The organism is Ruegeria sp. G10 (genome assembly GCF_056533645.1).
Genome location: NZ_JBQFOQ010000005.1, coordinates 118,298 through 142,625, shown reverse-complemented (window position 1 = coordinate 142,625; position 24,328 = coordinate 118,298). Strand labels below are relative to the sequence as shown.

General features: G+C 59.9%; 24 protein-coding genes. 14 read left to right on the top strand and 10 right to left on the bottom strand.

Features of this window, described 5'->3' with window-relative positions:
- The first annotated feature begins 25 nt into the window (after positions 1 to 25).
- Together ACR0KM_RS10815 and ACR0KM_RS10810 are read left to right on the top strand one after the other, a co-directional pair.
- Positions 26 to 187 carry a hypothetical protein gene (locus ACR0KM_RS10815; RefSeq protein WP_480859704.1) on the top strand — a complete coding sequence of 54 codons (162 nt, stop codon included), beginning with the start codon at positions 26 to 28 and terminating at the stop codon, positions 185 to 187.
- 671 nt (positions 188 to 858) lie between these two features.
- Complete coding sequence (locus ACR0KM_RS10810; protein WP_480859702.1) at positions 859 to 1,338, top strand: hypothetical protein; 480 nt, start codon at positions 859 to 861, stop codon at positions 1,336 to 1,338.
- 192 nt (positions 1,339 to 1,530) lie between these two features.
- On the opposite strand, the gene ACR0KM_RS10805 is transcribed toward ACR0KM_RS10810, so the two are convergent.
- The 6 genes from ACR0KM_RS10805 to ACR0KM_RS10780 all read right to left on the bottom strand — a co-directional run bounded on the left by ACR0KM_RS10805 (position 1,531) and on the right by ACR0KM_RS10780 (position 7,558).
- Positions 1,531 to 2,526, bottom strand: a complete 996-nt coding sequence (locus tag ACR0KM_RS10805; RefSeq protein ID WP_480821633.1) for an ABC transporter ATP-binding protein — start codon at positions 2,524 to 2,526, stop codon at positions 1,531 to 1,533.
- A complete protein-coding gene (locus tag ACR0KM_RS10800) occupies positions 2,523 to 3,557 on the bottom strand; it encodes a Gfo/Idh/MocA family protein (RefSeq protein ID WP_480859700.1) in 1,035 nt (344 codons plus the stop codon). The genes ACR0KM_RS10805 and ACR0KM_RS10800 overlap by 4 nt, the downstream gene beginning before the upstream one ends.
- A complete protein-coding gene (locus ACR0KM_RS10795; protein WP_480859699.1) occupies positions 3,554 to 4,393 on the bottom strand; it encodes a carbohydrate ABC transporter permease in 840 nt (279 codons plus the stop codon). Before ACR0KM_RS10795 ends, ACR0KM_RS10800 begins: the two co-directional genes overlap by 4 nt.
- Positions 4,394 to 4,403: 10 nt before the next feature.
- On the bottom strand, positions 4,404 to 5,318 hold the full coding sequence (locus ACR0KM_RS10790) for a carbohydrate ABC transporter permease (protein WP_480859698.1): 915 nt from the start codon (positions 5,316 to 5,318) through the stop codon (positions 4,404 to 4,406).
- Positions 5,319 to 5,387: 69 nt separating this feature from the next.
- On the bottom strand, positions 5,388 to 6,638 hold the full coding sequence (locus tag ACR0KM_RS10785) for an ABC transporter substrate-binding protein (protein ID WP_480859696.1): 1,251 nt from the start codon (positions 6,636 to 6,638) through the stop codon (positions 5,388 to 5,390).
- Positions 6,635 to 7,558, bottom strand: a complete 924-nt coding sequence (locus ACR0KM_RS10780; RefSeq protein ID WP_480859694.1) for an N-acetylmuramic acid 6-phosphate etherase — start codon at positions 7,556 to 7,558, stop codon at positions 6,635 to 6,637. The genes ACR0KM_RS10785 and ACR0KM_RS10780 overlap by 4 nt, the downstream gene beginning before the upstream one ends.
- A 148-nt stretch (positions 7,559 to 7,706) precedes the next feature.
- Here ACR0KM_RS10780 and ACR0KM_RS10775 point away from each other — a divergent pair, with 148 nt between their 5' ends.
- From ACR0KM_RS10775 to nagA, 4 genes are read left to right on the top strand one after another with little or no spacing between them, the layout of a single operon-like run.
- The gene (locus tag ACR0KM_RS10775; protein WP_480859693.1) at positions 7,707 to 8,594 is read left to right on the top strand and encodes a glucosamine kinase nucleotide-binding domain-containing protein; all 888 of its coding nucleotides are present in this window, start codon (positions 7,707 to 7,709) and stop codon (positions 8,592 to 8,594) included.
- A complete protein-coding gene (locus ACR0KM_RS10770) occupies positions 8,581 to 9,336 on the top strand; it encodes a GntR family transcriptional regulator (protein ID WP_480859691.1) in 756 nt (251 codons plus the stop codon). Before ACR0KM_RS10775 ends, ACR0KM_RS10770 begins: the two co-directional genes overlap by 14 nt.
- Before the next feature lie 13 nt (positions 9,337 to 9,349).
- Entirely contained in the window at positions 9,350 to 10,378 is a 1,029-nt protein-coding gene (locus ACR0KM_RS10765) for an SIS domain-containing protein (RefSeq protein ID WP_480859690.1), read from the top strand.
- Positions 10,375 to 11,514, top strand: coding sequence for an N-acetylglucosamine-6-phosphate deacetylase (nagA, locus tag ACR0KM_RS10760; RefSeq protein ID WP_480859688.1), 1,140 nt, complete (start codon positions 10,375 to 10,377; stop codon positions 11,512 to 11,514). The genes ACR0KM_RS10765 and nagA overlap by 4 nt, the downstream gene beginning before the upstream one ends.
- Here the strand turns inward: nagA and ACR0KM_RS10755 are convergent.
- On the bottom strand, positions 11,493 to 11,795 hold the full coding sequence (locus tag ACR0KM_RS10755) for a DUF6476 family protein (RefSeq protein WP_480821651.1): 303 nt from the start codon (positions 11,793 to 11,795) through the stop codon (positions 11,493 to 11,495). The two genes, nagA and ACR0KM_RS10755, sit on opposite strands and share 22 nt — an antisense overlap.
- Here ACR0KM_RS10755 and ACR0KM_RS10750 point away from each other — a divergent pair.
- The 6 genes from ACR0KM_RS10750 (at position 11,794) to ACR0KM_RS10725 (ending at position 17,630) form a co-directional block, all read left to right on the top strand.
- Positions 11,794 to 12,828 (top strand): RluA family pseudouridine synthase, encoded by a 1,035-nt coding sequence (locus tag ACR0KM_RS10750; RefSeq protein ID WP_480859686.1) that lies wholly within the window; start codon positions 11,794 to 11,796, stop codon positions 12,826 to 12,828. The two genes, ACR0KM_RS10755 and ACR0KM_RS10750, sit on opposite strands and share 2 nt — an antisense overlap.
- A 146-nt stretch (positions 12,829 to 12,974) precedes the next feature.
- Entirely contained in the window at positions 12,975 to 13,871 is an 897-nt protein-coding gene (rpoH, locus tag ACR0KM_RS10745; RefSeq protein ID WP_480859684.1) for an RNA polymerase sigma factor RpoH, read from the top strand.
- 129 nt (positions 13,872 to 14,000) lie between these two features.
- Positions 14,001 to 14,975, top strand: coding sequence for a Gfo/Idh/MocA family protein (locus ACR0KM_RS10740; protein ID WP_480859682.1), 975 nt, complete (start codon positions 14,001 to 14,003; stop codon positions 14,973 to 14,975).
- 56 nt (positions 14,976 to 15,031) lie between these two features.
- Positions 15,032 to 15,301 carry a DksA/TraR family C4-type zinc finger protein gene (locus ACR0KM_RS10735; protein ID WP_480859680.1) on the top strand — a complete coding sequence of 90 codons (270 nt, stop codon included), beginning with the start codon at positions 15,032 to 15,034 and terminating at the stop codon, positions 15,299 to 15,301.
- A gap of 40 nt (positions 15,302 to 15,341) precedes the next feature.
- Entirely contained in the window at positions 15,342 to 16,205 is an 864-nt protein-coding gene (locus ACR0KM_RS10730) for a DMT family transporter (protein WP_480859677.1), read from the top strand.
- 375 nt (positions 16,206 to 16,580) lie between these two features.
- The gene (locus ACR0KM_RS10725; RefSeq protein ID WP_480859675.1) at positions 16,581 to 17,630 is read left to right on the top strand and encodes a cytochrome-c peroxidase; all 1,050 of its coding nucleotides are present in this window, start codon (positions 16,581 to 16,583) and stop codon (positions 17,628 to 17,630) included.
- Between the two features lie 67 nt (positions 17,631 to 17,697).
- On the opposite strand, the gene ACR0KM_RS10720 is transcribed toward ACR0KM_RS10725, so the two are convergent.
- The 3 genes from ACR0KM_RS10720 to ACR0KM_RS10710 form a co-directional block, all read right to left on the bottom strand.
- Positions 17,698 to 19,518: a M3 family oligoendopeptidase gene (locus ACR0KM_RS10720; RefSeq protein ID WP_480859674.1), complete on the bottom strand. Its 1,821-nt coding sequence runs from the start codon at positions 19,516 to 19,518 to the stop codon at positions 17,698 to 17,700.
- A gap of 79 nt (positions 19,519 to 19,597) precedes the next feature.
- The gene (locus ACR0KM_RS10715; protein ID WP_480859671.1) at positions 19,598 to 20,569 is read right to left on the bottom strand and encodes an alpha/beta fold hydrolase; all 972 of its coding nucleotides are present in this window, start codon (positions 20,567 to 20,569) and stop codon (positions 19,598 to 19,600) included.
- The gene (locus ACR0KM_RS10710; protein ID WP_480859669.1) at positions 20,569 to 20,859 is read right to left on the bottom strand and encodes an SCP2 sterol-binding domain-containing protein; all 291 of its coding nucleotides are present in this window, start codon (positions 20,857 to 20,859) and stop codon (positions 20,569 to 20,571) included. The genes ACR0KM_RS10715 and ACR0KM_RS10710 overlap by 1 nt, the downstream gene beginning before the upstream one ends.
- Before the next feature lie 30 nt (positions 20,860 to 20,889).
- On the opposite strand from ACR0KM_RS10710, the gene ACR0KM_RS10705 reads away from it, so the two are divergent.
- Together ACR0KM_RS10705 and ACR0KM_RS10700 are read left to right on the top strand one after the other, a co-directional pair.
- A complete protein-coding gene (locus ACR0KM_RS10705; RefSeq protein ID WP_480821671.1) occupies positions 20,890 to 21,498 on the top strand; it encodes a tetratricopeptide repeat protein in 609 nt (202 codons plus the stop codon).
- A 21-nt stretch (positions 21,499 to 21,519) separates the two neighbouring features.
- On the top strand, positions 21,520 to 24,324 hold the full coding sequence (locus ACR0KM_RS10700) for a helicase-related protein (RefSeq protein ID WP_480859668.1): 2,805 nt from the start codon (positions 21,520 to 21,522) through the stop codon (positions 24,322 to 24,324).
- Positions 24,325 to 24,328: the final 4 nt, after the last annotated feature.

Genomic DNA, 24,328 nt, shown 5'->3' with positions numbered 1-24,328 from the left:
GGCGTTAGCAAATCTGGATAACTTCATGTTTAACATCGCAATGACGTTCGTTACCGCCTCATTTGCAATCCTCAATGCTTTTCTGGTGTGTATTATTCTTGCTCACGGCATGGCAGAGAAAGGCGCATACAAACCGCTTGTCCCCGTTGGTGGAGAAGTCGTCGCGAACCTGGTTCAGGCAGACTGAGGTGGCCCTTCGCCAAAGCTTGCCTTGCCTTCGCAGCTTGTCCCTTCTGGCCTCAAACGCGAGATCAACCAAATCTGAAAAGCTAAGGCCGACACTGTCGCGTTCGGCGCCTCCTTCTGTCTGGTTCTGACGCCCGGTTTCATTAGGGTTCCGGCCGAACGCCACTTGCACCACGCAAGTATCAGATTTTCAGTGTTTTCTTCACCGAATTCTACGGTGGTCGGACCCTTCTTGGCCGGATGAAGGTAGTCAAAGGACCTCTTGATGAGAGGTAGGGGATGCACCTTCAGAGTCTCATTTTCCAACAAACAAAAAGTTCTCATTGGCAGGGAAGAGATCGTGCGAAGTCTTGGAAGCCGACGCTCGCGTCACCGCAAACCCGGTCGCTATCAACCAGACTGCACGCGCTGGATACGCACATGGATCAGATCAAAACCTCCGACGACGGACAGCCCACTCAGAGCCTGCAACTCGGAAAAGGACCCAAACAGCTCAAGGTTCCGGCAGTTGTCACTCGAAATTTGCGTCCTCGCATGGACATGGCCAATGGTGCCTGCAGCATGCCTTCGGATGAACCTTTCTTAATTTGCAATCATCGAACACTTGATGCCATAACTTAGTAACCGGAGATTGTTTCGGCGGTAACAGCGACCTCGTTAAAGGAGAATATCGTGAAGTTCGACTTACTCAAAACAGGACTACTTGCAGGCCTTGTTGCTTTTGCCTCTGCAGCTGCCGCAGAAGCGCCAAAGAGTTGGCTTCTTATGGAAGTCGCGGATACTGCGACGCTCGATAATGGTAAGTTGGTGCTCGAAGGAATTGATGATCAGGTCGTTGTATTTACGGACCGCCCTTATCGCGAGGCAATGGATACGCCCGTGCAGCTGATCGTTGAGAATTGGGCCAAGGGCGATGACAGCTTTGCGACTGACCCTCCGAACGCGGCCCTGACCGGGCAAAGCGATGGTAAACAGGTTGGATTGATCGTCACACTGAGCAATCCGAAGCTGGAGGACGGCAAGCTGCAGTTTGACTATCAGACTGTGAACGGAATTGACGCCAGCAAGCTAGAGGCTGTGTCACTTGTGATCGACAACGCTCTGAAGCCTTACCTGGATTGCATGTTCGATAATCCGGCTTGCAGATGGTAGTGGATCAACGCCCCAAGATTGGCGTTTTGCTCTGACTCTTTGTCCTGCTCATCAAGCCAGTCCAGGTCGGTCGACTTATGTCAATTCAATCTGGGCTGCGCGATCGTGCAGACAGCGGACGTAGCAACACAGAAATGTGGTGATATGGGGTCCGGATCTTCTCGTTCTGGGTCAACCTAACCCACATCCGGATCAGCCGAGGCGTGCGCCCTGTGCATCAAAGCGATAGGTGCGATCTGCGGCGTATCCGAAATGGACGGCTTCGCCCGTCGCCACCTGATGCTGGCCGAATAGTCGCGCCGTGATCTGGTGATCCTGCATCATCGCGACCACGTTTGTATCGCCGCCCAAATGCTCAACATGGGTGACTTGAGCCGCCAGAGGACCGTCCGGGGTCAGGCGCAGGTCTTCGGGGCGGATGCCCAGCGTGGTATCCGCGCTCTCTCCGATCAGGTTGGCGGGGAAGAAGTTCATCGACGGTGCGCCCAGAAACCCCGCGACGAACTGGTTGGCGGGGTTGTTATAGAGCTCCATGGGGCTGCCGACCTGCTCGACCCGGCCGTCACGCAGGACGACGATCTTGTCCGCGAGCGTCATCGCCTCGGTCTGGTCGTGGGTGACGTAGATCATCGAGGCGTCAAGCTGCTGGTGCAGGTTGGCGATCTCCAGCCGCGTGTTCATGCGCAGGGCGGCGTCCAGGTTGGACAAAGGTTCGTCGAACAGGAATAGCTTGGGCTCGCGCACGATGGCGCGGCCGATGGCGACGCGTTGGCGCTGGCCGCCGGACAGTTCCGAGGGGTAGCGGTCGATATAAGGCTCGAGGTTCAGCATCTTGCTGGCCTTGGCGACGCGGTCTTCAATGACCTGCTTGCTCTGGCCTTCTTGTTTCAGCGCCAGCGACATATTCTTGCGCACGTTCAGATGCGGATAGAGCGCGTAGCTCTGGAACACCATCGCGATGCCACGTTTTGACGGCGGGGTGAGGTTCATCAGGTCCCCGCCGATGCGAACCTCGCCCGAGGTTACATCTTCAAGCCCAGCGATCACGCGCAGAAGGGTGGATTTGCCACAGCCCGAGGGGCCTACGAAGACAACGAATTCTCCGTCCTCGACTTCGATATTGATGTCTTTCAGGACCTCGACGGGGCCAAAGGACTTGTTCACGTTCGTCAGCGTCAGGGCGGTCATGGGCGTGCCTCTTTCAGCGAAATGGGTTGGCCGGTGCGGATGCTTTCATCTGCCGCCAGACAGATGGCCAACGATTGCACGGCGTCGTTCATGTGGCGGGTCAGGTCGATATCCTCGGCAATTGCGCGCAGCATGTAAGCTTGCTCGGCATCGCAGAGTTCCTGATGGCCGGGTTCATCGGGCATGTCGATGGTCTGGTCGCCGCTCGGACGGTGGACCAAAATGCCGCCGACTTTGGTGTGGCCGTCAATATCGGCGGATGCGCCCTTATTGCCGTCGGTGATCGAGACCGAACCGTTGGGCGAGACGATGTCTTTCACGAAGAACGCGGTCTCGGACATCATCGGCCCCCAGCCAGCCTCGTACCAGCCGACCGAGCCGTCCTCGAAGATCACCTGAAACTGGCCGTAATTGTACATGTCATCGGCGATCTCATCGCTCAGGCGCAGGCCCATGCCGTGGACGCGTACAGGGTCGGAATCGGTGATCTGGCACATCACGTCGACATAATGCACACCGCAATCGACGATGGGCGATGTGGTTTGCATCAGGGCTTTGTGCGTTTCCCACTCGGCACCGCTGCTTTGCTGATTGAGGTTCAGGCGGAACACGTAAGGCCCACCAAGGCCGCGGGCTTCAGCGATCAGGCGCATCCATGAAGGGTGGTGCCGCAGGATATAGCCGATGACCAGCTTGCGGTTGGTTTCAATGGCCTTTGCGACGACGCGCTTGGCATCGGCCACGGTGGTTGCCAGTGGTTTTTCTACGAAAACATGCGCTCCTGCGTCCATCGCCGCGCAGGCATAATCGGCGTGGCTATCGGAATAGGTGGCGACGACCACAAGATCGGGGCCTGTCTCGGCCAAAGCCGCGTGAAAATCGGAAAAGGCTGGATAACCCGCAAGATCTGGATGGGCCACGCGACCGGATCGGTTCACCAGCCCCACGATCTGCGCGTCCGGGTGGTGGTGGTGGGCCAGCGCATGGCTGAGGCCCATGTTGCCGAGGCCAGCGATCAGAACTTTGGTCATTTGACAGCTCCTGAAGTGATGCCGCGGATCAGTTGGCGCGAGAAGATGACATACAGAACCAACACCGGCAGGATCGCCATCGACAGCGCCGACAGAACCGCATTCCAGTCGGTGACGAACTGGCCGATGAAGACCTGGCTGCCCAGCGTCAGGGTCTTGGTCTCCTCAGCGGGGGCGAGGATCAGCGGGAACCAGAGGTCGTTCCAGATGGGGATCATGTTGAATACGGCAACCGTCGCCATGGCGGGGCGGACAAGCGGCAGGACCAGCCGGAAGAAGATCGTATATTCCGACAGGCCATCGACCCGGCCCGCGTTTTTCAGATCGTCCGACACTTGCCGCATGAACTCGGACAGGATGAACACGGCCAGTGGCAGCCCTTGTGCGGTGTAGACCAGAATCAGCGCCCAGAGCGTGTTCACCAGCCCGGTGGCCACCATCATCTCCAGAATGGCAACGGTACCGATGCGGATCGGGATCATGATCCCAAGCGCCAGATAGAGGCCCATCAGCGTGTTGCCCTTGAATTTGTATTCGCTGAGCGCAAATGCGGCCATGGCGCCGAACAGCAGAACAAAGGCCAGCGACACAACGGTGACGATCATCGAGTTCTGAAAGTAGAGGAAGAAGTCCCCCTGTTTCATCACCGTCTGGTAGCCGATCAGCGAAAAGCTCTCGGCATCGGGCAGGGCGAGCGGTTCGCGAAAGATGGCGCGGCGGCTTTTGAAGCTGTTGATTATGATCACAAAGACCGGGAACAGGGCGATCAGCGTGTAGATGATCAACGCGCCATGCATTGCGGCGGTGTTGAGCGGGTTGGAACGTGCTTTGTTCATCGCTTGGCCCTCACAACTGATACCGGCGCATCCGGGACTGGATGCCGAAGAGGTAGATACAGACACCCACAAGGATGATCGCGAACATGGCTCCGGCGATGGCCGATCCCATATGCGGATCGCCCAGTTGCAGCTGGAAGCCAAAGAAGGTTCGGTACATGAAGGTGCCAAGAATATCGGTCGAGAAATCCGGCCCCGCCAGCGCGCCTTGGGACACATAAATCAGGTCGAAGGCGTTGAAATTGCCCACAAATGTCAGGATCGAGATGATCCCGATCGAAGGCAGGATCAGCGGCAGTTTGATCTTCCAGAAGGCTGACGCTCCGGTGATGCCGTCGATCTCTCCGGCTTCAAGGATTTCTTCGGGGATCGACAGTAGGGCGGCATAAATCAGCATCATCGGGATGCCGACGAATTGCCAGACTGACACCAGCGCCAGCGTGGTCAGGGCGTATTCTTCCTTGCCCAGCCACGGGGCGAACAGGGACTTGAGACCAACGGCGTCCAGCATCGATGGGGCGATGCCCCAGAGCGGGGACAGGATAAGCTTCCATGCGAAGCCGACGATGACGAAGCTCAGGATCGTCGGGATAAAGATGGCCGACCGATAGAGGGCCGCAAACCGTAGACGCGGATGTGACAGAAGCGCAGCAAGCGCGATACCAATGGGGTTCTGCACCAGCATGTGGATCAGGAAGAACCAGAAGTTGTTGCCGAGCGCATTCCAGAACTGCTCGGACCAGATCGGATCGAAAAACAGGGTGCGGAAATTCTGCAAGCCCACGTAGACGCGCGCCTGATCAACTTCGGTGAACAGCGCCAGACGCAGCGTGTTGAACAAAGGGAAGATCATCACCGCCGTGTAGACCAGCACCGCAGGGGCGAGGAAAACGGCAATGTGCCAGCGGATGCGGCGGGTTTGCATGGGAATCTCCGGGGGGATAAAGGCCCGGACGCGACACGGGTGCCGCGTCCGGTGTGAGTGGTGTAGGTCTTACTGGTGCGGTGCGTACCAGCTGGCCAAGCCGTCCTGCAGTTGTTGACCCAGCGCCTCGGGTGACTCAGCGCCCTTGATGGCGGCCACAGATGCGCCCCAGGTCTCGTTTTCGAGGTTCGGCGTGCCGCGCGACAGGATCTGGTAGGTCGAGCGGATCGTGCTTTCGCACTCATCCCGCCAGCCGACGATTTCCTTGGCCAGCGGATCTTCAAGCTCGACCGGAGTGCTGGAGAGCGGGAAGAAGCCGGGCAGGGCGTTGCCAAAGATGCTGGCAAACTCGGGGCTTGCAACCCAGGCCAGGAAGGTGCGCGCGGCCTCTTGGTTTTCGCTGGCGGCGTTCATGCCGATGCCGATGTCGGTGTGGTCCGAGATATAGCAGGTATCGCCCGCGTTCTGAACTGGCGGCTTGAAGGCACCCATTTCGAAATCAGCCTGCGTGTTGAAGCCCGAGATTTCCCAGCTGCCCGCCGGATAGATTGCAGCACGGCCCAGCGTGAACAGGTTCTGACTGTCGGGATAGGTCTGTGCCTCATACCCGTCGCCCAGATACGCGCCCCACTTGGCCAGCGTCTCATAAGGGGCAACCCACTGAGGATCGGTCAGTTTCTGCTCGCCTTTGATCAGCGCCAGACGGCCTTCCTCACCTTTCCAGTAGTTCGGGCCGATGTTGTTATAGCCCATGGTGGCGGCTTCCCACTGGTCATTGGTGCCCATCGCCATCGGGATATAGGTGCCGTCTTCTTTGATCTTGTCCAAAGCGGCAAAGAACTCGGCCTCGGTGGTGGGAACTTCGATGCCCAGCTCGTTGAAGGCATCCTTGTTGTAGATGAAGCCGTGGATCACCGATGCCATCGGGACGCAGAAGCTGGCCGATGCGTCATCGGTCTGCCATGCAGATTTCGCCACGTCCGAGAAGTTGCCCATCGCCTCCAGATCGGACAGATCGGTCAGGTGACCCGCTTCATACAGCGCCAGCGAGGCGTCGAACGGGCGGCAGGTGATCAGATCGCCCGCCGATCCGGCCTCGAGCTTTGAGTTCAGAACGGCGTTGTACTCGGCCGGGGCAGAGGGTGAGAAGATCACCTTGATGCCCGGATGCTCGGCCTCGAAGGCCGGGATGATCTTGTCCTGCCACAGGGCGAGGTCGTCGTTGCGCCAGCTTTCGATCGTCAGCGTGGCGTCTTGCGCGTAGGCGCTTGAGACCAGCGCTGTGCTCAGCAGAGCAAGGCCCAGAACTTTGCGTGTCATTTGGTGTCTCCCAGGTTGATGGTTTCTTGGTTTTGTTTCAGCCGCTCCAGGGCGGGTCGAAGGTGATCGTTGGTCTCGTGCAGCAGCGCCAGCGCCATCTCTGGCGTCTCGATGCCTGCAGCGAGTAAAGCTGCGCATTTGAGATTGCCATCGGCCGCAATCAGCGCAGAGGCCGCTTGTTCGGGGGCCGCGCCGGTCAGCTGGCAGACGATCCCGTTGGCGCGGGCCCGCAGCTTATCGTTGTCTGCCCGCAAATTGATCATCATGCCGTCTTGGACATGCCCCAACTCGACTGCCATCAGCGTTGACAGCATGTTGAGCGCAATCTTCTGCGCCGTGCCAGCCCCCATGCGCGTCGAGCCTGAGATCAGTTCAGGCGGGGTCGACAATAGGATGGCATGATCCGACAGGCGCAAAAGCTCGGTGTCGGCATTGTTTGCGATGCCGATGACCACCGCACCTTTGTCGCGCGCGATGCGTGCTGCCGCGACAGTGTAGGGGGTGGTTCCACTGGCGGACACGGCAATCAAGGTGTCGGTGTTACTCAGATCAGCTAGCTCATCGGTGAGCGAGGCCGAGACATCCTCGACATCGCCGGGCATCGCCACACCCGAAGGCAGGCCGCCCGCCATGTGAATGCGAATCTGCGTTGAAGGGATCGAGAACGTGCCGCCAAGCTCTAATGCGTCCGCAGCAGCCATCAGCCCCGAAGACCCTGCTGCCAGATAACGTAAAGTGCCACCGCTGCGGATCGTTTCTGCCATGCTCAGCGCGCCATTGCAGATTGGATCAACTGCAGCCAGCGGGGCGGTGGAGGCAGTTGCCTGCGCCTGCGCCAGAAGGGCCGCCACATCCGTCAGCGGGCGAGCGTCCAGCCCGATCGCATTTTCGTGCAGCTGCTCTGTCACAGGTGTGGCCAAGTGATTCTCCCCCAAGTCTTTCGGCATCATACCTTTTAGATACCATTAGTCTACCACTTTGTCTATTTCGCTGAATTTCGCTGAGATTGGGGCGATACTCTGTATTTTGGTCTTCAATTATCGTAAAAGGTATTATAAAGGTCTGCATATGACTCGCGACCCTGATACCATTGTTTTGGCCGTAGACGGCGGCGGCACGCGGTGCCGCGTTGCGCTGTCCGACGGTGCTGAAATCTGGCAGGCCGAAATGGGGTCGGCGAATGTATCGACCGATTTTGAGGCCTCATGCGCTGAACTGGGGCGGGGTTTGTCCGCTGTGGCGCGGCGGGCGGGCATTGATGAAAGAGAATTTGCCGCGATACCGGCCTATTTCGGCTTGGCCGGTATCACCGGACAGGCCATCGCGGATCGGCTGGCCAAGGCGCTCCCGTTTGACAAGGTGCGCATTGACGATGACCGACCTTCGGCCCTGCGCGGGGCGCTGGGGCCCGCTGATGGGTTTGTGGCCCATTGTGGTACCGGCTCATTTCTGGCGGCCCAGCGAAACGGCCGACCGCACTTTGCCGGGGGCTGGGGGCCGATTCTGGGGGATCAGGCATCAGCCCAATGGGTTGGGCGGCGGGCGTTGTCCGCGGCATTGGATTGCGCCGATGGCGTGCGCATATCTTCGGGGCTTTCTGATCAGCTTCTGTCGCGGTTTGATGGGACTGCAGGCATCGTTAAGGCTGCATCCGGCATGTCGCCGACCGCATTTGGGGCGTTGGCACCCATCGTCACGCAACATGCCGGGACCGGAGACCTGGTCGCACGGTCAATCATGCAAGAGGGTGCCGAATATCTGCAGGATCAGATGGAGAAGATGGGGTGGAGGCCCGGTCTTCCCATCTGTCTGACCGGGGGGATCGGCCCGCAATATGCCATCTATCTTCCGGAAGCGATGCAGCGGGATTTGATGGCGCCCTTGGGCGATCCGCTTTCGGGCGCGATCGCACTGGCGCATGCATTCAGGGAGGAGATCGAACATGAGCGTTGCTGATTTCCTGAGGCCCGAGGGCTGGTTGGGCCAGACCGCGGGCCCGCGATATGTGCAATTGCGTCAAAGGCTTGAGCAGGGCATTGCCGAGGGTATTCTGCCGCCCAACAGCTCGCTTCCACCCGAACGCGAGATCGCCGAGTTGACCGACCTGTCGCGTGTCACCGTGCGCAAGGCCATTCAGGAGTTGGTGCGCAAAGGGACGATCGAGCAGCGGCAAGGATCGGGGTCTTTTGTGCGCGAACCGGTTGCGCGGGTAGAACAATCACTGTCCCATCTGACCTCGTTCACCGAAGACATGGAGCGGCGCGGGTTCCAGACGACGTCAACCTGGCTGGAGCGGGGTATATTCCTGCCGTCGCCGGATGAAATGCTGGCGCTGGGCCTGTCGGCCAATGATCAGGTCGCACGCATCCACCGCCTGCGCGCCGCAGGTGGCCGCCCCATGGCGCTGGAACGCGCGGCGCTGCCGCTGGACATTCTGCCCAACCCGACCGAGGTCTCCGGATCGCTCTATGCTTTTCTGGAGCGGTCGGGCCATCGTCCTGTCCGCGCGATCCAGAAGATCTCGGCCATAAATCTTGAAGCGCCCGAAGCGCGCCTGCTGGATGTCGCCGAAGGCACTGCGGGGCTGCGCATCCAGCGCACGTCATACCTTGAAAGCGGGCGTGTCGCTGAGCTCACTCGATCCATCTATCACGGCGATGCCTACGATTTCGTGGCAGAGCTGCGTTTATCAAACTGAAAGGCCGGGCACTATGTCCATCCAGACCACGCAAATGCGTCAGGAAATCAACGAGATACCGCACGCTGTTGATCGGCTTCTGACCGATGGCGCTGACGCTGTCGAACAGGCCGCGCAGGCCGTGCGCGCGCAGGACCCGAGCTTTCTGATCTCGGTCGCCCGTGGATCGTCGGATCATGCCTGCAGCTATCTGAAATACGCGTCCGAGCTGCTTTTGGGGCTACCCATGGCCTCAGTCGGCCCCAGCGTCAAATCGATCTACGGGGTGGATATGCGCTGCCCCGGCGCGCTGTGCATCGCCGTCTCGCAGTCGGGTCAGAGCCCTGACATCGTGCGCCTGACCCGGTCGCTGACGCAGGGCGGGGCCTATTCCGTCGCCATCACCAACGACACGGACTCTGCGTTGGCAGGCGCGGCCTCGGCAGCGCTGCCGATACATGCGGGACCAGAACTGAGCGTGGCGGCCACCAAGACATTCGTCACTTCGCTGGTGGCGGGGCTTTGGCTGCTGGCCGAGGTCAAAGGGGATCGTGAGTTGCTGTCGGCGATCCGCGATCTGCCTGACTATCTGGCGCAGGCCATCACCTGCGACTGGGCTGCGGTGGTTGAGGCCGTGGATGGGCAGTCGCTGTTCACGCTGGGGCGCGGGACGTCCTGGGCGATCTCGAACGAGGCTGCGCTTAAGTTCAAAGAGACCTGCCAGATTCACGCTGAAAGTTATTCGTCGGCTGAGGTGCTGCATGGGCCGGTTTCCATCGTGGATCAGGGGTTCCCGGTTCTCGCCTTCTCATCCGGAGATGCCGCCGAGGCCAACATTGCCGAGGTGGCCGATGCGTTGGCCGCGAAGGGCGCAAAGGTCTTTGCCACGACCGATCGGGTGCAGGATGCGGTCGCGTTGCCGCATGTTCGGACGGCGCATTGGATGACCGACCCTATCGCCTCGATCGCGTCTTTCTACGGCATGGTCGAAACCGTCGCCACCGGTCGCGGCATCAACCCCGACACCCCGCGCCACCTGCGCAAAGTGACGGAGACGGTATGAACGCGTCGATTCTCACCTTTGCCGGCGGCCCGATCTTTGACGGAGAGGTGCTGTTCACCGACCATGCCGCCCGGTTCGTCGAGGGGACGCTTGAGGCCATTGTGCCGGTGGCCGACTTGCCGCCGGAGACCGAGATCGAAGACCTGTCAGGAGATATCCTCAGCCCCGGTTATGTCGATCTGCAGGTGAACGGCGGCGGCGGGGTGATGTTCAACGATGATCCCTCGGTCGAGACCCTGCAGCGCATCGCTCAGGCGCATCGCGGGCTGGGGGCGGTGTCGATCCTGCCGACGCTGATCACGGACACGCCCGAGAAGACCACCGCTGCCATCGAGGCCGCGATCAAGGCCGTTCAGCGCGGTGTTCCGGGCATTGCGGGGCTGCATCTTGAGGGGCCGCATCTGTCGGTCAAACGGAAGGGCGCGCATGATGGGGCTGTGATCCGGCCTATGGAAGAGGGCGATCTTGACCAACTTCTGGCTGCTGCCCGCGCGTTGCCAGCCTTGATGGTCACGCTGGCGCCGGAGAATGTCTCAGCCGATCAGGTGGCGGCTTTGTCGGGGGCGGGCGTCATCGTCTCGCTTGGTCATACAGACGCGTCGTTCGACACCTGTATGGCCTATGCAAAAGCCGGCGCGCGCTGCGCCACACATCTGTTCAACGCCATGAGCCAGTTCGGCAGTCGCGACCCCGGTCTGGTGGGCGCGGTGCTGTCCAATGGCGATCTGTCCTCGGGGCTGATCGCGGACACAGTGCACGTTCATCCCGAATCGATGCGTGCGGCGTTAGCTGCCAAGCGCGGTCCCGGGCAGATCTTTCTGGTCAGCGACGCGATGGCTGTGGCGGGGACCGATCTGCCGGAGTTCCGGTTGGAAGGGCGGCTGATCCGGCGAGAGCAGGGCAGGCTGACGCTGGAAGACGGCACTCTGGCCGGGGCTGATCTGGACCTGACTACGGCGATCAGGGTGCTGACGCGTGACGTGGGTATCCCGTTGGCCGACGCATTGGCGGCTGCCACGCGCATTCCCGCCCGGCTGATTGGCGTGGATACTGCCCCGATGACGCTGGGCAACGCCATACGGATTGCGCCGCATCTCAGTCAGGCGCGTCCGGTTCAATCCAGCGTGATCTCCTGACGCTGTTTTCCCGTCGTTTTGTCGAAGATCAGGATGCGATTGTCGTCGGTTACGACCGCGTACCAGTTGTTCCCGATGGTCAGCGCCTGCGCGTGCGCGCCGTCAGGCAGTTCGATCTGATCCGGCAGCGTCGGGGTCCGATCCGATAGGCGGATGACAATCAGGGCGAATGTCACTAGAACCCCGCCAATCATAACCGCGGTCAGCAGCATGACCATGCGCCGCAGCAACCGAAGCTGCGGGGTTTCCTGCGGTTCCTGAGGTTCGGAAGGGACAGTCATGGGCACCCGCCTGATAGAGTTTCATATCGCGGCCGCGCCGCCGCCCCGCCTTGATAAGGCGCTTGCGCGGGATGTGCCAGCGGAAGAGAACCTGTCACGCACCCGGTTGACCCGTTTGATTGGCGACGGTGCAGTGACGGTCGATGGGGCGGTTATTGACGACCCGAAAGCGCGCATTGCAGAAGGCGCGCAGATCGGGATCACCGTGGCCGAGGCCGAAGACAGCCATATCGGGCCTGAGGATATCCCGCTGGAGGTGGTTTATGAGGATGACGATCTGATCGTGATCAACAAACCTGCGGGGATGGTGGTGCATCCGGCCCCCGGCTCTCCGAATGGGACGCTGGTCAATGCGCTGCTGCATCATTGCGGGGATGATCTGTCCGGTGTGGGCGGCGTCAAGCGTCCGGGAATCGTGCACCGGATCGACAAGGAAACCAGCGGCCTGCTGGTGGTGGCCAAGTCGGACGCGGCGCATCATGGGCTGGCTACCCAGTTCGAGGCGCATACGGTCGAACGCTACTATCGCGCGGTCTGTTACGGTGTTCCCGACGCCAACGATCCGCGGTTACGCGGCATCAAGGGTGTCAGTTTCGAACCCGGCAACATCATGCGCCTGACCACGCAACTGGCACGGCACAAGACAGACCGGCAACGGCAGGCCGTGCTGTTCCATGGGGGGCGCCATGCGGTGACGCGGGCGCGGATTGTCGAGGTTTTTGGGACGCCGGGCGGTTTGTCGCTGATCGAATGCTGGCTGGAGACCGGTCGGACGCACCAGATTCGCGTCCATATGGCCCATGCGGGTCACGGCTTGGTGGGCGATCCAGTTTATGGCGGCAAACGTAAACTGGCCGCGCGTGCATTTACGCCTGCGGCTGCCGAGGCCGTGCGCGATTTTCCCCGTCAGGCGCTGCATGCTGCCGTTCTGGGCTTTGAACATCCGGTCTCGGGCGAGATGCTGCGGTTCGAGGCTGCGCTGCCAAAGGATATGGAAGATCTGCTTTCTGCGTTGCGTCGGCCGGTGACATAAACTGCAAAGGCCCGTGAGGCCCGCAATTTCAGCTTTTCTTTACATCAGGTTAATTCCACACTGATATTGATCCTCTTGAATGTACCGGGTGTGATACCCATATCCCATGTTAAGGGCTTAAACATTTGTCCAAGGGACGGAAATAAATGGCAAATTACTCAAATCTTCCGGCACCGTCACCCGAAGGGGGGCTGAACCGCTATATGCAGGAGATTCGCAAGTTTCCTCTGCTGGAGCCAGAAGAAGAATATATGCTGGCTAAGCGCTGGGTCGAGGAACAGGATACCGAGGCTGCGCATAAAATGGTCACGTCGCACCTGCGTCTGGCAGCGAAAATCGCCATGGGCTATCGCGGCTATGGCCTGCCGCAGGCCGAGGTGATTTCCGAGGCCAATGTGGGCCTGATGCAGGCGGTCAAGAAATTCGACCCCGAGAAAGGGTTCCGTCTGGCGACCTATGCGATGTGGTGGATTCGCGCCTCGATCCAGGAATACGTCCTGCGGTCGTGGTCGATGGTGAAACTGGGCACAACCTCGGCGCAGAAAAAGCTGTTCTTCAACCTGCGTAAGGCCAAGGCGCGTATCGGTGCGTTGGAAGAGGGCGATCTACGCCCGGAAAACGTGGCCAAGATTGCCGAAGACCTTGGCGTGTCCGAAGAGGAAGTCATCAGCATGAACCGCCGGATGTCCGGTGGTGATGCCTCGCTGAACGCGACCGTGGGGTCCGAGGGCGAAGGCACGATGCAATGGCAGGACTGGCTGGAGGATGAAGACGCCGACCAGGCGGGCGATTACGAGGCGCGGGACGAGCTTGAGGCCCGGCGCGAGTTGCTGGCTGCTGCGCTGGATGTGCTGAATGATCGTGAAAAGGATATCCTGACTCAGCGTCGATTGATGGATCAGCCCGTAACGCTTGAGGAGCTGAGCACGCAGTACAATGTCAGCCGCGAGCGCATCCGTCAGATCGAAGTGCGCGCGTTTGAGAAGCTGCAGAAAAAGATGCGAGAGCTTGCGCGTGAAAAGGGCATGCTGGGCACGGCCTGATCCAGTCGCTGTATTGAAATGAAAACCGGTCTGATGCTGTCAGGCCGGTTTTCTTGTGCGCGCAGATGACAGGGTCGCCGAGTGCTGCTACACAGCCGATAGCGCTAACTTTCAGGGGAGGAATGCAGTATGAATGAACCGGTACAGTGGGGCATTCTGGGGGGTTCTAAATTTGCGCGCCAACAGATGGGGCCTGCGATCCATGCGGCGGATGGTGCGCGCCTTGCAGGGCTGGCGACCTCTGATCCCGCCAAAGCGCAGCCCTTTCAGCAGTTTTGTCCCGATATCAACCTGTATCCAACCTATGACGACCTGCTGGCCGACCCTCAGATAGATGCGGTTTATATCCCTCTGCCGAACCACCTGCACGTCGAATGGAGTCTGAAGGCGATGGACGCGGGCAAACACGTTCTGTGCGAAAAGCCCATGACAATGCATGCCTCCGAGTTCGACGCGCTTATTACAAAACGGGATCAAACCGGCCTGCTCGCGGCCGAGGCTTATATGATTGTTCATCATCCGCAATGGCAACTGGCCCGTAAACTGATTGCGGACGGAGCCATTGGCAAGTTGGTGCATGTGACAGGTGCGTTCAGCTATGACAACCGGGCCGATACGGACAACATCCGCAATCGGCCCGAAACCGGCGGCGGCGGCTTGCGTGATATCGGCGTCTATGTGATCGGCAGCGCGCGATATGCAACGGGTCAGGAGCCGACGGTGGTCAGTGGCCAGATCCGGTGGGAGAATGAGGTGGATGTGTTCACTGAAATCCGCGCACGGTTTCCCGGCTTTACCTATTCCAGCTATGTCTCAACCCGCATGCATCCGCATCAGGAGATGGAGTTTCATGGTGAGGGCGGTGTGATACGCCTCACCGCACCGTTTAACGCTCGGCTTTTCGGTGAGGCGCGTGTTGAGCTGCATCGCCCCGGGCTGGAGGTGCAGGTAACGCGCTTTCCCGGCGATGACCATTATAAGCTGCAGGTTGAAGCCTTTGGCCGAAGCGTGCGAGAGGGCTCTGAATACCCCTGTCCTCTGGAATTCGCGCGAGGGACGCAAGAGGTGATCGATCAGGTCTTTGACAACGCCGTGACGCTCTAACTTGTCAATGGCTGGACGCCTCGACTATTCTGTTTCGACTGAAGCAGGAGGGTGCAATGGCGGGCGGATGGGCGCGCGATGGCGCGGTAAGCGAACAGATCGAAGCGTCGATTTCGGACGAACTGGCACGGATGCAGGCGCAGAAGCGACCGGTTGGCGAAAGCCGGACCCATTGCGCCGAATGCGAGGAACCCATTCCCGAAAAGCGCCGTCTTGCGCTGCCGGGGGTCAAGCTGTGTCTGGAGTGCCAACAAGAGCGGGACGGAGCCTACAAAGCACGTTCGGGGATTAACCGGCGTGGGTCGAAAGACAGTCAGCTGAAATAGCGCGAGGTTCCCGTTGCAGTCCCGGTCGCAGAAATCTTCTTTGCTGCAAAACGGCCTGCTGCTGGGCTTCCTCGCCGCGTTTCTGTGGGGCACGCACAGCGTCATCGTGCGTTACCTGACCAGCGATCTCGGCGGGTTGCAGATCGCCGTGTCGCGGTTGTTTATCGCAGCCCTTGCGATCTATGTCATGCTGCGGCTGAAGGGGGCGCAGGTTTCCGTCCGGTTCAGGGACTGGAATTTCCGGCTGGCGGTCCTGTCGACTGTTGTGAACTACATCCTGTTCCATATTGGATTGGAGCATACGGGGGCCGCCAATGCCATGGTGCTGGAAAACACGGCGCCCTTCTTTGTGTTGATTTTCCTGTATTTCTTCGCGGATACCACCATAAGGCGCAGGGATGTGCTGGCCACCGCGCTGGCGATCCTTGGCGTGTTCCTGACCGTCTATCGCGATTTTCAGGGCGGCGGCGAACCCCTGTTGGGCGACCTTATGGAGATCGGCGCGGGGCTGAGCTGGGCGGTGTTCCTGATCGCAAGCAGCCGCGCGATGCAGGCATCGGAAACCACCGCTGAGCGGCTGAATTTCCTGTTCGGAATATTCCTGTGCTCGGGTGCGCTGCTGGTGCCGCTGGCGGTCTTTTCGATGCAGGTGCCTTCAGCTAACGATATCTTCTTCCTGATCCTGCTGGGTGTTCTGCCCACTGCGTTGGCCTATTACCTTTGGTACGAGGCTGCGGCGCGGGTATCGACATTGACGGCGACGCTGTTGTTCGCCGCCTCGGTCGTGTTCACCTTTGTCAACTCCGCAGTGTTCCTGGGGGCCGCCATCACACCGCTTGCGATCGTGGGGGCGACGCTTATCGTCGCGGCGATCTTCATTACGTCTGTTAACAAAACGGGCTGAACCTCTCCGAGGTGCAGGTATTCGAGTACTCAGCGGTTGACCCGAAATGCATATTGCGCACAAGTCTGCAATCTCGTCTAAGCCAACAGTTTTTTGGTGTTAGGAAGGACGTGTTTGATCTTGATCTAGGCGCGCCATTTAGATGCAAAAGCCTGTTCGTATGTGAACCGGCACGGATTGAAAAACAGTCAGTTGAAGAAAGATGCTGCATACCTTTCAAGGCAAAAAAGGGCCATTGGTCGTTCAATCAAGGTAACAAACACATCACATTTTCAATATTTATAATGATTCTAATTTAGAATTGATCTAAGTCAGTTTCTCGATCTTTTTTCCTCCGTAAACCAGCAGGGCGCGCGAGCGTTTTAGGAGAAAAAAATGTTCAGAACACTGACACTGACGAGTGCACTTCTTGTCTCGGTCGCTCAGATCGCTGGGGCACAGAGCTTGCGGGAAGATGCGCTTGAGATTTTCAAACCGCTTCCTTCGACCGTTCCTTCGGTCAAGGACAATCCCATTACAGAAGAAAAGATCGACCTGGGCAAAGCGTTGTTCTTCGATCCGCGTATGTCGGCCTCGGGCGTGTTTTCCTGTAACTCGTGCCACAATCTGGCAACCGGCGGGGATGACAACCTTGAAACCTCGATTGGCCATGGCTGGCAGCGGGGGCCACGGAACGCGCCCACGGTTCTGAACTCGGTCTTTAATGAGGCGCAATTCTGGGATGGCCGCGCTGCAGACCTTGCCGAACAGGCCAAGGGACCGGTTCAGGCAGGTGTTGAAATGGCCAACACCCCGCAAAATGTGCTGGCGACGCTGAATTCCATGCCCCAATATGTTGATTGGTTCGGCGCAGCCTTTGAAGATGAGGCAGAGCCGGTGACATTCGACAATTTCGCAAAAGCAATCGAGGCTTATGAGGCGACGCTGATCACGCCCGCGCCATTCGATGCTTGGTTGAACGGCGACGATGGTGCTATGACCCAACAGCAGCTTGCAGGGCTTGAGAAGTTCATGGATCTTGGCTGCTCTTCCTGTCATTCGGGGATCAATCTTGGGGGCAGCGGATATTACCCGTTCGGCCTGATCGAGAAACCCGGCGCTGATATCCTGCCAGCGGGTGACAAGGGTCGGTTTGCAGTGACCGAAACGGTGGACGATGAATATGTGTTCCGCGCTTCTCCGCTGCGAAACATCGCGGTGACTGCGCCCTATTTCCATTCCGGCAAGGTGTGGGATTTGTCCGTCGCCGTTGAGATCATGGCCGAATCCCAGCTGGGTGAGGAATTGGACGCGCAAAGTGTCACGGAACTGGTCGCTTTCCTGGAAAGCCTGACAGGCACCGTGCCCGAGGTCACATATCCGATCCTGCCTGCAGAAACGGCCACCACGCCACGTCCGTCGGGTGAGGTCGTGTCAGACGGTTAACAAAGCTCAAAACACAAACGGGCTGGATCACCGGCCCGTTCTTTCATTGCCAGAGCGTATGCGCGCCTTAGCTTTCCATCGCTTCCAGTTCATCAATGAAGCCCGAGATCATCGACAGGCCCTTGTCCCAGAAAGCGGGGTCGCTGGCGTCCAACCCGAACGGGGCCAGCAATTCCTTGTGGTGCTTGGACCCACCGGCGCGCAGCATCTCGAAATACTTGTCCTCGAACCCTTCCGCGCCGCTTTCGTAAACCGAATAGAGCGCGTTTACGAGACCATCGCCGAAGGCATAGGCGTAGACGTAGAAGGGTGAGTGGACGAAGTGCGGGATATAGGCCCAGAAGGTCTCATACCCCTCCATGAACTCAAATGCGGGCCCAAGGCTTTCGGCCTGAACGCTCATCCACAGGGCGTTGATGTCATCGGGGGTTAGCTCGCCTTCGCGGCGGGCGGCGTGTAGCTTGCATTCGAAATCATAAAACGCGATCTGGCGGACGACCGTGTTGATCATATCCTCGACCTTGCCCGCCAGCAGGACCTTGCGCTGTTCCGGTGTTTCGGCCTGATCCAGCATCTTGCGGAAGGTCAGCATTTCACCGAAGACCGACGCGGTTTCGGCCAGCGTCAACGGGGTTGAGGACAGCATCTCACCCTGATCGGCGGCCAGCACCTGATGCACGCCGTGACCCAACTCATGCGCCAACGTCATCACATCGCGCGGTTTGCCCAGATAGTTGAGCATCACATAAGGGTGCACCTCGGTGACGGTGGGGTGGGCGAACGCACCCGGGGCTTTGCCGGGCTTCACCGCCGCATCAATCCAGCCTTTCGAGAAGAACGGAGAAGCAATCTCGCCCATACGCGGATCAAAGGCGTTATAGGCGTCCATCACCGTCTTCTCGGCCTCGTCCCACCCGACAATACGCGTGTCTTCCATCGGCAGCGGCGCGTTGCGGTCCCAGACCTGCATCACGTCCAGACCCAGCCATTTGCGTTTCAGCTCGTAGTAACGGTGGCTGAGTTTGGGGTAGGCGGCCACGACCGCCTCGCGCAGCGCCTCGACCACCTCGGGTTCGACATCGTTCGACAGGTGGCGACCGGTCTGCGCGGTCGGCATGTTGCGCCAGCGGTCGACGATCTCTTTTTCCTTGGCTTGCGTGTTGTGAACACGCGCGAAGGTCTTGATGTTGCTTTGGAAAACACTTGCCAGTTCGCGCGCGGCAGCCTCGCGTTTGGTGCGGTCCTGCTCGGTCAGCAGGTTCAGTGTGCCTTCGATGTTGAGTTCTTCGCCATCGACGGTGAAAGTCAGGCCTGCGATGGTCTCGTCGAACAGACGCTCCCACGCATCGCCGACAACGCCGAGGTCATGCAGGAACTTTTCCAACTCGTCCGACAGTTGATAGGGCTTCATTGCGCGGATGCGGCGGAAGACGGGTTCGTAGCGCGCCAGATCGGCGTTGGCGTCGAAATGTGCCTTCAACGCATCATCGTCCAAGCGGTTGATTTCCAGCGTAAAGAACACCAGCGGGGTGGTGAAGACGGTGATCTTTTCCTGCATGTCCGACAGGAACTTGGCGCGGTCCGCGTCGGTGGTCAGCTGGTAGTAGCGCAGCCCGGCAAAGGACATGATCCGCCCGGCGATGGCGTTGATCTTCTCGTTGCGCAGCACGCAGGTCAGCAGGCCAGCGGCATCCAGTTCGGCCAGCTTGCCCTCGTAATCCGCGGCGAAAGAGGCGCATTCGCCCTCAAGCCAGTCCAGATCGCGGGACAGCTCCGGCGCGTCTTCCGAGGCATAGAGATCCGTCAGATCCCATTCCGGCAGGTTGCCCAGATCATCGGCGCCACCGCCTGCATTTGCGTCACGAACGGGGAAGGGAAGGTCGCGCATGGATCACCTCGAATAAACTGCGTTGGCAAACATTTAGGCCTGACGCGCGCGGATCACAAGCAGCCTGTCCGGGCGGGCCTTACACGCAAGGCTCGGGCTTGGGGTCGGCCTTGGCCGCCGAGAAATGGGTGGCCAGTTGATCAAAGACAGGGCCGCGCACCTCGGGGGCTTCCATCAACACTTCGTGTTCGCCGTTCGGGATTTCGACCAACGTCCCGCTGGGCCAGTTTGCCATGCGGGCGCGGATGGCCTTGCGGTCCACGATCTGTTCGTGGCTGCCAAGGAAGGTCAGGGCCGGGATGTCGGGCGCGGTCTGCTCCATCAACCAGGCGCATTCGTCCAGTGCCTCGCGCAGCCAGATTGTTGAAGGCGCGCCAAGGGCCAGTTCGGGATGTGCGGCCAACTGGTCCCGCATCATCTGGTACATCGCTGGGTCGCGGGTCAGGACATTCCCTTCAAAGGGCTGCGAGACGACATAGCTTTCCAGTGATGTTGTCGGCGGTGTTTTTTCGCCAAGCCCCAGACGCGGCCCCCAATAGGCGGTCAACTGGCTGAGCGGTTTCATGATCGGCGTAAAGAAAATGCCCCACATCGGCCCGGTAAAGGCGCAGGCGGCAAAATCTGCCCCTTCCAGCACGGCGCGCATACCGATGGCCCCACCCATGGAATGGCCGATCACGTACCATGGTTTGGGCAAATTCAACTCCCCGGCCAACGCCAGAGTGGCACGTACATCATGCTGAAAATCGGTAAATTTCTCGACGTGGCCAATGCGCGGGTCCGGCAGCAAACGGTCCGCAAGACCCTGTCCGCGCCAGTCGACAGACAGGCTGGCAAAGCCGCGGCTGACGAACTCACCCGCTGCGTTGCCGTATTTCTCGATATATTCCGTGCGGCCGGGGAACAGCATCACTGTGCCCCGCGCATCGCCGTCGGGGCGCCAATGCCCAACGCGGATGCGTTTGCCGTCTTCGGTGGTCAGCCAATGCGCCGTTCCACCGGCAGGGCCGCCGGCCACGTCTTCGAACAGGGGGGCCGGCGAGTATTCCATCAGGCCAGTACCGCGGCAAGTTTCATGGCGACACCCATATCTCCATCCACGCTCAGCTTGCCGGACATGAAAGCCCCGGTGGGGTTCAGGTCGCCGCTGAGGATTTGCTCGAACGTATCGGCATCGGCGCTGAGCGTCACATCGGCGTCGTCATCGCTGACGCGCGCGCCGCTTGCATCCAGAACGATAGCGCCCAGATCGGCGATAGCAAATTTGGCTGACGCGTCGAAATCACCGCCCGACAGTTTCTCATTCAATGCCGCTGCGGCTTTTTCCAATGTGTCGCTCATGGTCTTCCTCATTTTGTTAGTGCGCCGTGAATGGACATCCCCGGTCGCTACGCTACACTGACCATTGTTATGGGCATTGCAATCACCAATCTCAAAGGTACCGTTGCGGCACTTGCTGCGATAGTCATGTTTTCCACCACCGGCACCGCGCAACAGGCGGATTTGCGGGACGAGGCCGCGCTGTTGCAGCAACTGGCGCAGTCCACGCCCGAGCAGGCGGTTAGTCTGGACCGCCAGTTGCAGGCGTTGTGGTCGCAGTCGGGCTCGGCCTCGGCCGACCTGCTGCTGGAACGCGGCCGCGAGGCTTTGGACGATGGCGATGTCGAGGCTGCGATTGATCACCTGACCGCGCTGACCGATCACGCCCCGGGCTTCGCCGAGGGCTGGCACGTGCGCGCCTCTGCCTTCTTCAGCATTGATCGTTTCGGCATGGCGGCGGCGGATCTCGAGCACACTTTGACACTCAACCCCAACCACTACGAGGCGATCTATGGTCTCGGCCTGATCTTCGAGATCGTGGACAAGCCGGAACAGGCGCTTGATGCCTATTCGCGCGCGTTGGCTATACATCCCCATCACGAAGAAGTAACCAATGCCGTGAATCGGCTGAAGCCTCGGGTTGAAGGCAAGGCCCTTTAGGTTCCGGATCAGGGGGCAAAGGTGAGCGGGTCATCCCGGGTAGTGGCCGTACTTGGCCCGACCAACACAGGCAAAACCCATTACGCAATCGAACGTATGCTGGGCTATCGGACCGGCGTCATCGGTCTGCCGCTGCGACTGCTGGCGCGTGAGGTCTATGACAAGATCGTTGCCATTCGCGGACCGTCCGTCGTGGCGCTGGTAACGGGCGAAGAACGCATCGTGCCGCCGCGCACGCAATACTGGGTCTGCACGGTCGAGGCGATGCCCGAAGGCATGGGGGCCGATTTCGTCGCCATTGATGAAATCCAGCTGTGCGCCGACCCCGAACGCGGCCATGTCTTTACTGACCGGCTGCTGCGCGCCCGCGGTACGCATGAGACGCTGTTTCTCGGGTCCGACACCATGCGCGGTACTATTGCGGCGCTGGTGCCAGAGGCGCAGTTCGTCCGGCGTGAGCGTATGTCGCAGCTGGTCTATTCGGGCTCCAGGAAGATCAGCCGGATGCCCGCGCGCAGTGCGATCGTCGGATTCTCGGTCGATAACGTTTACGCCATTGCCGAACTTCTACGTCGCCAAAAGGGCGGGGCGGCGGTGGTCATGGGTGCGCTCAGCCCCAGGACCCGGAACGCGCAGGTGGATTTGTATCAGAATGGCGAGGTCGACTATCTGGTCGCCACCGACGCCATTGGCATGGGGCTCAATCTGGATGTGAACCACGTGGCGTTCTCGTCCCTGACCAAATTCGACGGTCGGCGGATGCGGCCCTTGGCTCCTAACGAATTGGCTCAGATCGCCGGGCGCGCCGGGCGTGGTATGTCCGATGGCACTTTTGGTGTGACCGGAGAGGCCCCTCCGCTGGACGAAGGCGTGGCTCAGGCGATCATGGACAGCCGCTTTACGCCGATGAAAAAGCTGAACTGGCGGAATGCCGCTTTGCGATTTGGCTCGATCGAGGCGCTGATTACATCGCTTGAGGTCAGCCCCGATAGCGAACATCTGCTCAAGGCGCGACCTGCCGACGACCTGAACGTGTTGAAATCGCTCTCGCAAGTGACCGAGGTGATGGCCCGCGCGAGCGACCCGCAATCGGTCCGGTTGCTGTGGGATGTGTGCCGAATCCCCGATTTCCGAGGCATCAGCCACGCTGAACACGCCAGCTTGCTTGAGGTGATCTATGGCCACCTACACGAACGCGGGTCCATCCCCGACGACTTCATGACGCGGCAAATCCGCCGGATCGACCGATCAGACGGAGATATTGATGCGCTCTCCAAAAGGTTGGCATATATTCGCACCTGGACATATGTTGCGCAGCGAAATGGCTGGGTGCGTGACGAATCCCATTGGCGCGCGGAAACGCGCACTGTAGAAGACAGGCTGTCGGACGCTCTGCATGACCGTTTGACCCAACGATTTGTGGACCGGCGCACATCCGTGTTGCTGCGCCGGCTCAAACAGAAGGAGGCCCTTTTGGCCGAAGTAAATGACAAGGGTGAAGTGACCGTCGAAGGCGAATTCGTCGGTCGTCTGGAAGGGTTCCGGTTCATTCCGGACAAAGCCGCGCAGGGGACCGAGGCGAAAGCCTTGAAATCCGCGTCTTTGCAAGCACTCGCACCGCAATTCCATCTGCGTGCCGACCGTTTCTACAATGCGCCCGATACCGAAATTGATTTCACCGATCAGGGCGGCCTGATGTGGGGCGAATATGCCGTTGGCAAGCTGGTTGCGGGGGCTGAGCCTCTGAAACCGGTTGTCGAGGTGTTCGTGGACGAGGCCGCAGGCCCGGATGTTGAACAGAAGGTTCAGCGCCGCTTGCAGCATTTCATCGACCGCAAGGTTGCAGCTCTGTTCGAACCCCTGCTGAACCTGTCGCGCGACGAAGAACTGACCGGTCTGGCAAAAGGCTTTGCCTTCCGCATGGTCGAGGCGCTGGGCGTGCTGCCCCGCGCGCAGGTCGCGCAAGAGGTCAAGGATCTGGATCAGGATGCGCGCGGCGCGCTGCGCAAGCACGGCATTCGTTTTGGTCAGTTCACCATCTTCATGCCGCTGCTGCTGAAACCCGCGCCAACGCGCCTGCGACTGGTGCTGTGGGCGCTGTCCAGCGGGTTGCAGGAATTCCCCGAAGCGCCGCCTCCGGGTCTGGTCACAGTGCCCGTCGCCAAGGATGTGCCGCAGGGCTATGACACCATGTGCGGTTATCGTGATGCGGGCGAGCGCTCGATCCGCATCGACATGCTGGAACGTCTGGCCGACATGTTGCGCGCCGAAGACAGCCGGGGCGGGTTCGAGGCGAAGGCCGACATGCTCTCGATCACTGGTATGACGTTGGAACAGTTCGCTGACTTGATGCAGGGGCTGGGCTATAAGGCCGAGCGCGGTGAGCGCGAAAAGGTCAAGGCCGCACCGGTCGAACAGCCTGCCGCAGAAGCACCCGAGCAACCTGCCGTCGAAGAAACCCCGGCAGACGCGGTTGCGACCGATGAGGTGAGTGCACCCGCCGAGGCGTCAGCCGAGGCCACCGACAGCACCGAGGCGGCAGCCGAGGCTCCGGTCGCAGAACCTGCGTCGGATGAACCCGAGGTCGAGGTGTTCTATACCTTCACATGGGGCCGCCAGCGCCAGCAAAACCGTGGCCCGCGCCGCGAGCAGGGGCAGGGCAAGGGCAAGCCGCGCGGGAAACCCCAGGGCAAGCCGCAGGGTAAGAAGGGCGGCAAACCTCAGGGTGCCAAATCCTTCACGTCGCGGCCTCCGAAGAAGGAAAAGGCCATCGATCCCGACAACCCGTTTGCCGCCGCGCTGATGGGTCTGAAGGACGGCAACTAAAAGC

Excerpts from the sequence above, each read along its gene's own strand:
- ACR0KM_RS10815 (WP_480859704.1), top strand. The coding sequence starts at position 26 with ATGTTTAACATCGCAATGACGTTCGTTACCGCCTCATTTGCAATCCTC.
- ACR0KM_RS10805 (WP_480821633.1), bottom strand. The coding sequence starts at position 2,526 with ATGACCGCCCTGACGCTGACGAACGTGAACAAGTCCTTTGGCCCCGTC.
- ACR0KM_RS10800 (WP_480859700.1), bottom strand. The coding sequence starts at position 3,557 with ATGACCAAAGTTCTGATCGCTGGCCTCGGCAACATGGGCCTCAGCCAT.
- ACR0KM_RS10795 (WP_480859699.1), bottom strand. The coding sequence starts at position 4,393 with ATGAACAAAGCACGTTCCAACCCGCTCAACACCGCCGCAATGCATGGC.
- ACR0KM_RS10790 (WP_480859698.1), bottom strand. The coding sequence starts at position 5,318 with ATGCAAACCCGCCGCATCCGCTGGCACATTGCCGTTTTCCTCGCCCCT.
- ACR0KM_RS10785 (WP_480859696.1), bottom strand. The coding sequence starts at position 6,638 with ATGACACGCAAAGTTCTGGGCCTTGCTCTGCTGAGCACAGCGCTGGTC.
- ACR0KM_RS10775 (WP_480859693.1), top strand. The coding sequence starts at position 7,707 with ATGACTCGCGACCCTGATACCATTGTTTTGGCCGTAGACGGCGGCGGC.
- ACR0KM_RS10770 (WP_480859691.1), top strand. The coding sequence starts at position 8,581 with ATGAGCGTTGCTGATTTCCTGAGGCCCGAGGGCTGGTTGGGCCAGACC.
- ACR0KM_RS10765 (WP_480859690.1), top strand. The coding sequence starts at position 9,350 with ATGTCCATCCAGACCACGCAAATGCGTCAGGAAATCAACGAGATACCG.
- nagA (WP_480859688.1), top strand. The coding sequence starts at position 10,375 with ATGAACGCGTCGATTCTCACCTTTGCCGGCGGCCCGATCTTTGACGGA.
- ACR0KM_RS10750 (WP_480859686.1), top strand. The coding sequence starts at position 11,794 with ATGGGCACCCGCCTGATAGAGTTTCATATCGCGGCCGCGCCGCCGCCC.
- ACR0KM_RS10755 (WP_480821651.1), bottom strand. The coding sequence starts at position 11,795 with ATGACTGTCCCTTCCGAACCTCAGGAACCGCAGGAAACCCCGCAGCTT.
- rpoH (WP_480859684.1), top strand. The coding sequence starts at position 12,975 with ATGGCAAATTACTCAAATCTTCCGGCACCGTCACCCGAAGGGGGGCTG.
- ACR0KM_RS10740 (WP_480859682.1), top strand. The coding sequence starts at position 14,001 with ATGAATGAACCGGTACAGTGGGGCATTCTGGGGGGTTCTAAATTTGCG.
- ACR0KM_RS10735 (WP_480859680.1), top strand. The coding sequence starts at position 15,032 with ATGGCGGGCGGATGGGCGCGCGATGGCGCGGTAAGCGAACAGATCGAA.
- ACR0KM_RS10725 (WP_480859675.1), top strand. The coding sequence starts at position 16,581 with ATGTTCAGAACACTGACACTGACGAGTGCACTTCTTGTCTCGGTCGCT.
- ACR0KM_RS10720 (WP_480859674.1), bottom strand. The coding sequence starts at position 19,518 with ATGCGCGACCTTCCCTTCCCCGTTCGTGACGCAAATGCAGGCGGTGGC.
- ACR0KM_RS10715 (WP_480859671.1), bottom strand. The coding sequence starts at position 20,569 with ATGGAATACTCGCCGGCCCCCCTGTTCGAAGACGTGGCCGGCGGCCCT.
- ACR0KM_RS10710 (WP_480859669.1), bottom strand. The coding sequence starts at position 20,859 with ATGAGCGACACATTGGAAAAAGCCGCAGCGGCATTGAATGAGAAACTG.
- ACR0KM_RS10705 (WP_480821671.1), top strand. The coding sequence starts at position 20,890 with ATGGACATCCCCGGTCGCTACGCTACACTGACCATTGTTATGGGCATT.